Origin of the sequence: Cellulomonas sp. ACRRI, assembly GCF_022346185.1 — a bacterium.
Classification (GTDB): domain Bacteria; phylum Actinomycetota; class Actinomycetes; order Actinomycetales; family Cellulomonadaceae; genus Cellulomonas.
The window spans coordinates 1-6,535 of record NZ_JAKRMS010000172.1; the positions used below are offsets into that span (position 1 = coordinate 1).

Consider the following 6,535-nt stretch of genomic DNA (forward strand, 5'->3'; position numbering starts at 1 on the left):
GGTCGGGTCGGGCGAGCGCGTCGGGTCGGCGGTGTCGGGGCGTCGGGGCGGGGACGCGTGCGGGGCGCGGCGGCTCAGCCGGCCACCGGGGCGGTGGAGTCCCGCACCACCAGCCGCGGCGGGTCGAGCTCGACGTCGGCGGGCACCGGCCGCCCGCGCACCACGTCGAGCAGCGTGCGTGCCGCGACCGCGCCCCAGACGTACGGGTCCGTGCGGACCGTGGTGAGCGCGGGGCGGACGTGCGCGGACAGCTCGGCGTCGTCGAACCCGACCACCGACAGGTCCCGGGGCAGCACCAGCCCGCGCGCCTGGGCGACCACGGTCCCGGCGACCGCCATGGTGTCGTTGCCGTAGACGATCGCGGTGGGCCGCTCCTCCGGTCCCCGGTCGAGCAGGGCGTGCGTCGCCTCGGCCCCGCCCCGCGCGCTGAAGTCCGCCTCCAGGTCCGGCCCGGGCTCGAGGCCGTGGCCGCGCAGCGCGGCGCGCCAGGCGTCCCGTCGGTGCCGGGCGTGCAGGTACCGCAGGGGCCCGCCGACGTGCCCGACGCGCCGGTGCCCGAGGGCGACCAGGTGGGCGACGACCTGCTGGACGGCCGCGGCGTCGTCGTGGCGCACCGCCGCGAACGGCGACGGCACGTCGGGTCGGTTGAGCGTGACGGCGGGCAGCCCGAGCTCGGTCAGCAGCGCGATCCGGTGGTCGGCGACGCGGAGGTCGGCGACGACGACCCCGTCGACGCGGCCCCGCTCCGCGAGCGCGCGGTGAGCCGCCTCCTCGGCACGGTCGTCCCCGACGAACCGCAGGAGCACCGCGCTGCCCTCGGCGGAGAGCCCCTGCTCGAGCCCGGCGATGAACGACGCGAAGAACGAGTCGGAGCGCAGGGTCTCCGGGCTGCGCGCCAGGACGAGCCCGACCGCGTCCGCCCGCGCCCCGGAGAGGGCGCGGGCCACCCCGCTCGGCCGGAAGCCCAGCTGGTCGATGGCGTCCAGGACGCGCCGCCGCGTGGCGGAGGCGACGCCCGGGCGGTCGTTGAGGACGAACGAGACGGTGCCCTTGGACGTTCCGGACAGCGCGGCGACGTCGGCGATCGTCGGTCGCCGGGACGGCCCCTGCTCAGGCATCTGCACCCCCTGGTTCAAACCGGTTCAGACGATCGAAGCAAGAGCGTGGATGCGGCGTCAACCCCTGGTTCTCCACACGCTCGGCGTCCGGCCTTGACAGCCCGGAGCGCGCCGTGAGTAGCATCCTCGAACCGGTTTGAACCGGAGCACGTCCCTCAGCCGCACGCATCCCGGGACGCCCGCACCCCTCGTCGCCGAGCGGGCGCGAGCGTCCCGCCCGCCCACCGTGCCCTCCGCGCACCGCCGCGCGGATCGATGAGGAGACCGCATGCGCCACCGCCTGCCGACCGCCGTCGCCGCTCTCGCCCTCGTGCTGCCGCTCGCCGCCTGCGGCGGGGACGCCGATGCCGAGGACGGCCCGCCGACGTTCACCGTCGCGACCTGGGCGAACGAGACCGAGGCCGACGAGCTCGACGCGATCCTGGACGGGCTCAACGACGCCCAGGACACCTACCGCCTGGAGCAGATGGTGATCCCCGGCGGGGAGTACTACACCAAGCTGCAGACGATGATCGCCGGTCGCCAGGCGCCCGACCTGTTCTGGCTGTCGCAGGAGTACGTCCCCGCCTACGCGGACAACGGCACCCTGACCGACCTCACCGGCCGGGTCGAGGACGCGATCGACCTCGACGACTACCCGCCCGGCTCGCTCGACCCCGCCACGGTCGGCGGCGCCCTGTACGGGCTGCCGTGGATCGGCCAGCCGTACGTCGTCTACTACAACGCCGACCGGTTCGCCGAGGCCGACCTGGCCGAGCCCGACGGCACCTGGACGTGGACCGAGTTCCGGGAGGTCGCCCGCGCACTGACCGACGGCACCCGGTACGGCTACGCGACGACCGGCACGCCGCCGGTCGCGCTGTTCGCCTGGGGCGAGGGCGGTGACTACGTGACCGCCGACGGCGAGGTGGTGGTCGACTCGGACGCGACCGTCGCGGGGCTCGAGCTGGCGCACGCGATCGCGAACGACGCGACCGCGACCATGCCCCAGGGGCTCGCCCAGTCTCGCGGGGTGGAGTCCGCGTTCGTCGACGGGACCGTCGCGATGATGGTCGGCGGTGCCGCGGACGACATCGAGCGCAAGGTCGCCGAGTCCGGGGACCCGTTCGAGGTCGGGATGGCGGTCATGCCCGCGGGCAGCGTCGAGCACGTGACCTTCAACTGGACCGCCTCCACCGTGCTGTCCGCCACCGTCACCGACACCGAGGCAGGCCTGGCGGCTCTCACCGACCTCACCCACGCGATGTTCGACTGGAAGATCCCCGCGCCGGTGTCCTCGCGCGTCGGCGACATCGCCGACGTAAACCCGCAGAAGGCCTACGCCGTCGACGTCGTCACCCGTTCCGCCGAGATCGCCCGCGGGTTCCACAACCAGCCGCAGCAGAACGAGCTCGGCTCGGTCATCTGGGAGCAGCTGGAGGGCCCGATCCTCTCGGACGGCGACGGCCGGGGCGTCGGGGACCTGGCCGACCTGGCCGCCGCCACCGCCGCGAAGATGCGCGAGGTCGTCGACCGCTGAGCCACGACCCGGGGCGGCCTCGCGCCGCCCCGGGGCGCCCGGCCGCGCACCGGCGCGCACCGCCCGGCCGCGCCCCGCCCCACCACCCACCGGACGACCCCGGACGACCCGGAGGACCCCGTGCCCGATCCCCGTCCCGACGCGCTCCCGGACGCGCCGACCGGCCCGACCCGCCGGACGCGCACCGCGCACGAGCGCGCGACCCGCGCGGCCGAGCTCGCGGCGGCCGCCGCGCCACGGCGCCGGCGACCCAGCCCCGCCTACCTCTACATCGCGCCGTGGTTCGTGGCGTTCGCGCTGTTCGCGCTCGTGCCGATGGTGATGTCGCTCGTCATGAGCCTGACCGACTGGCCCGTCATCGGCAGCCCGACCTGGCGCGGCCTCGGCAACTTCACCGAGCTCGCCCGCGACGCCCAGTTCTGGAAGTCGCTGTGGGTCACGGTGCGGTTCGGCGTCGTCTCGGTGCCGCTCGGCATGGCCGCCGCGCTCACCGTCGCGATGGTCCTCAACTCGAACATCCGCGGCCTGAGCCTGTACCGGACCATCTACTACCTGCCCGCCGTCGTCTCCGGCGTCGCCGTCGGACTCATCTGGCGCTGGGTGCTCGACCCCGCCGCAGGCCTGGTCAACGGTGCGCTGGCGGCGGTCGGCGTGCAGGGGCCGGGCTGGCTCACCGACCCGGCGTGGGTGCTGCCGTCGTACACCATGGTCGCGCTGTGGGGAGCGGGTGGCGGGATGCTCACGTACCTCGTCGCCCTCAACGAGGTCCCGCGGGACCTGGGCGAGGCGGCCACGCTGCAAGGAGCCGGCTGGTGGGCGCGGCTGTGGTTCGTGACCCTGCCGCTCATGCGCCCGATCCTGTTCTACAACCTCGTCATGGGGATCATCGGCGCGTTCAAGAAGTTCAACGACGCCTACGTCCTCGGCGGCGCGGGCGGCGAGGGCAACTTCCTCATGCTGCACATCTACCGCACGGCGTTCGAGCACTTCCGGATGGGCTACGCGTCGGCGATGTCCTGGGTGTTCCTCGTGATCGTGCTCGCGGTGACCGGGCTCGTGTTCCGGTTCAGCGACTTCTGGACCTTCTCCCGCGGGAACGAGGAGCGATGACCACCACGGCCCCCGCCCCCGACCGGGACCGCGTCCTCGCCACCGCGGCGGCCCGCCGCCGCGAGCAGCGCCGGCGGACGTGGCACCGCTCGGTCGCCAAGCACCTCGCCCTGTCCCTGGTCGCGCTGTCCATGCTGCTGCCCTTCGCCTGGATGATCACCACCTCGCTCAAGGCTGACGGCGACGTGTTCGCGATCCCGCCGCAGTGGATCCCGACCGACCCGCAGTGGCAGCACTACCGCGAGGTGTTCGAGGCGCTGCCGTTCGCGCGGTTCTTCCTCAACACCGCGCTGTACACGACCGCCGTGATGGCCGGCGAGGTGCTGGTCTCGATCGTCGTCGCCTACGGCTTCGCCCGGTTCGACTTCCGCGGCAAGAAGCCGTTGTTCCTGTTCCTGCTCATCACGATCATGCTGCCGGGCGAGATCACGATCGTGCCCGGCTACATCTTCTGGGCCGAGGTCGGCGAGACGCTCGGCGTGCAGCTGATCAACACGTACTGGCCGCTGATCCTGCCCGCGCTCGGCGGGCAGGCGGTGCACGTGTTCTTCCTGTTCCAGTTCTTCCGCTCCATCCCGCGCGACTTCGCCGAGGCCGCCTACCTCAACGGCGCGGGCTGGTGGGCGATCCTGTGGCGGGTCTTCGTGCCGATGTCCAAGCCGGCCGTGGTCACCATCGCCGTCACGTCGTTCATGGGCACCTGGAACGCGTTCCTCGGGCCGCTGATCTACCTCAACGACGTCGAGAAGTTCACCGTCCAGGTCGGGCTGACGATGTTCCGGGGCCAGTTCGAGACCGACTGGCCGCTGCTCATGGCGGCCACCACGTTGTCCGTGATCCCGATGCTCGTCCTGTTCTTCACGATGCAGCGGTACTTCGTGCCCTCCCGCGCCTCCGAGGCGGTCCGGTGACCGCCCACCCGGCCGCCCTGGCGGCCGCACCTGCCCCACCCGACGACAGCGAGGACCGACGATGACCACGACCGCCCGGGTCGACGACCTGCTCGCCACGCACCGCGCGTCCGGCGCGACGCCCACCGCCACCCGCCGCCTGCGGTTCGCCGGCGTCGGCGACCGCGACGTGTACAACGTGTCCGCCCCGTTCGCCGCGCCGGACGGCACCCTGCTGCTGGCCGGACGCGTGGAGGACCGCGCCGACGAGCGTTCCGAGACCGTCCTGTTCGCGCGGGACGACGCCGGGGTCTGGACACCGGTGCCGGGCGCGGCGCGGCCCGCGCTGCAGGACCCGTTCACCTTCGACCACCGCGGCGTCACCCACCTCGGCGGGGTCGAGGTCGTCGAGGCCGCGCTCCCGGACGGCTCGCCGGCGCTCCGGTACCGGACCGTCGTGCTGCGGCTCGCGGACCCGGCCCGCCCGGAGCCCGCGTTCACCGGGCCCTGGGGGATGAAGGACCTCCGGTTCGCGGACCTTCCCGACGAGCGGCTCGCCGTGCTCACCCGCCCGCAGGGCGGCGCGGACGGGCGCGGGCGGATCGGCGTCACCGTGGTCCCGTCGCTCGCCGACCTCACGGTCGCCGACGTCGACGCGGCGCCGCGGCTCGAGCACCTGTTCCTGCCCGCCGAGTGGGGCGGGGTCAACCAGGCCACGCCGCTGCCGGACGGCACCCTGGGTCTGCTCGGCCACCTCGCGCGGTTCGACGACGCCGGGCACCGGCACTACTACCCGATCGCCTGGACGCTCGACCCGCTCACCGCCCGGCACACGGTTCCCCGGATGCTGTTCGAGCGGCGCGACCTGCCCGCGGGCCCCGCGAAGCGCCCGGACCTGGTCGACGTGGTGTTCCCGGGGGCACTGGTCGCCCGCGACGGCGGGGTGACCGTCTACTGCGGGGTCGGCGACGCCGAGGCGTACGAGGTCGACCTCGGCCCGGTGCACGCCCCGCTGGACGAGGTGTAGGCCCGTGCCCGTCGCACCGCGCCGCCGCCTCGCCGCCCTGGTCGCCGGCATGCCGCGCGCGTGGGTGGCCGTCCTGCTCGTCGTGGCGGCGCTCGATCTCGCCGTCGTCGTCGCCGGCACCGGCACCCGCACCGCCGAGGCGGCCACCGGGATCGCGCCGCTCGTGGCGAGCATCGCGGACGCCGGGGCGGTCGCGGACGGCGCGGCGCTGGGCGACGGCACGGCGGTTGCCGACGGCACGGCGGGGACGCGCGGCGCGGCCTCGGCCGACCGGGCGCTCGTCGCCGACGGCGCGCTCGTCGCGGACGACGTCGTGCTGGCCACCGACGCCCACGCGCTCGTGGTCGACCGCGCGGCCGAGGCCGCGTCCGTGCCCGCGCCCGGCGACCGCGACGCGCTGGTGCTCGCCGGCGACGGTGTCGCCCTGCTCGTCGGCGGCGAGCGGTGGACGGTTGCCTACGCGGGCTCGCTCACCGCCGCCGACCTGCACGCGCTGCTCGCCGGGTGGCAGGAGGCGCAGCGCGGCACCGCCCTGCTGGCCGCGGTGCTCACCGGCGCGCTCACCGCGGCGCTCGCCACCGCCGTGCTCGCGCTCGGCGCGCGGTCCGCGGGCCGGCTCGCGCGCGGCCGGCAGCCCGCCGGCCCACGTCGAGCGGGCCCCTCCCTGCCCCCGCGGGACGCCCTCGCCTGGTGGGCGGCGTCGCTCGCCGTCGCGTCGACCGCCGCCGCGGCCGTCGTCCTCGCCACCGGCGGGGCGCCCGGCCGGACCCCGACGCTCGCCGCGACCCTGGTGGCGGCCACCGCCGGCGTCTGCCTCCTCGCCGCGGCCGTCCGCCCGGTCCCCGACCCGCCGTCCGCTCCGGACGCCCCC

General features: G+C 75.1%; 5 protein-coding genes and 1 pseudogene. 5 read left to right on the plus strand and 1 reads right to left on the minus strand.

The window, feature by feature from the left end:
• Window positions 1–74: 74 nt before the first annotated feature.
• Window positions 75–1,118 carry a LacI family DNA-binding transcriptional regulator gene (locus tag MHY85_RS19440; RefSeq protein WP_239199744.1) on the minus strand — a complete coding sequence of 348 codons (1,044 nt, stop codon included), beginning with the start codon at window positions 1,116–1,118 and terminating at the stop codon, window positions 75–77.
• A gap of 268 nt (window positions 1,119–1,386) precedes the next feature.
• Here MHY85_RS19440 and MHY85_RS19445 point away from each other — a divergent pair, with 268 nt between their 5' ends.
• From MHY85_RS19445 to MHY85_RS19465, 5 genes and pseudogenes are all read left to right on the plus strand, one after another.
• A complete protein-coding gene (locus MHY85_RS19445) occupies window positions 1,387–2,637 on the plus strand; it encodes a sugar ABC transporter substrate-binding protein (protein WP_239199746.1) in 1,251 nt (416 codons plus the stop codon).
• Window positions 2,638–2,757: 120 nt separating this feature from the next.
• Window positions 2,758–3,747 (plus strand): carbohydrate ABC transporter permease, encoded by a 990-nt coding sequence (locus tag MHY85_RS21980; protein WP_239199748.1) that lies wholly within the window; start codon window positions 2,758–2,760, stop codon window positions 3,745–3,747.
• Entirely contained in the window at window positions 3,744–4,658 is a 915-nt protein-coding gene (locus MHY85_RS19455) for a carbohydrate ABC transporter permease (RefSeq protein ID WP_239199750.1), read from the plus strand. The genes MHY85_RS21980 and MHY85_RS19455 overlap by 4 nt, the downstream gene beginning before the upstream one ends.
• A gap of 61 nt (window positions 4,659–4,719) precedes the next feature.
• The gene (locus MHY85_RS19460; protein ID WP_239199752.1) at window positions 4,720–5,664 is read left to right on the plus strand and encodes a DUF1861 family protein; all 945 of its coding nucleotides are present in this window, start codon (window positions 4,720–4,722) and stop codon (window positions 5,662–5,664) included.
• A 4-nt stretch (window positions 5,665–5,668) separates the two neighbouring features.
• A pseudogene (locus MHY85_RS19465) lies at window positions 5,669–6,535 on the plus strand (hypothetical protein); the annotation flags it as partial.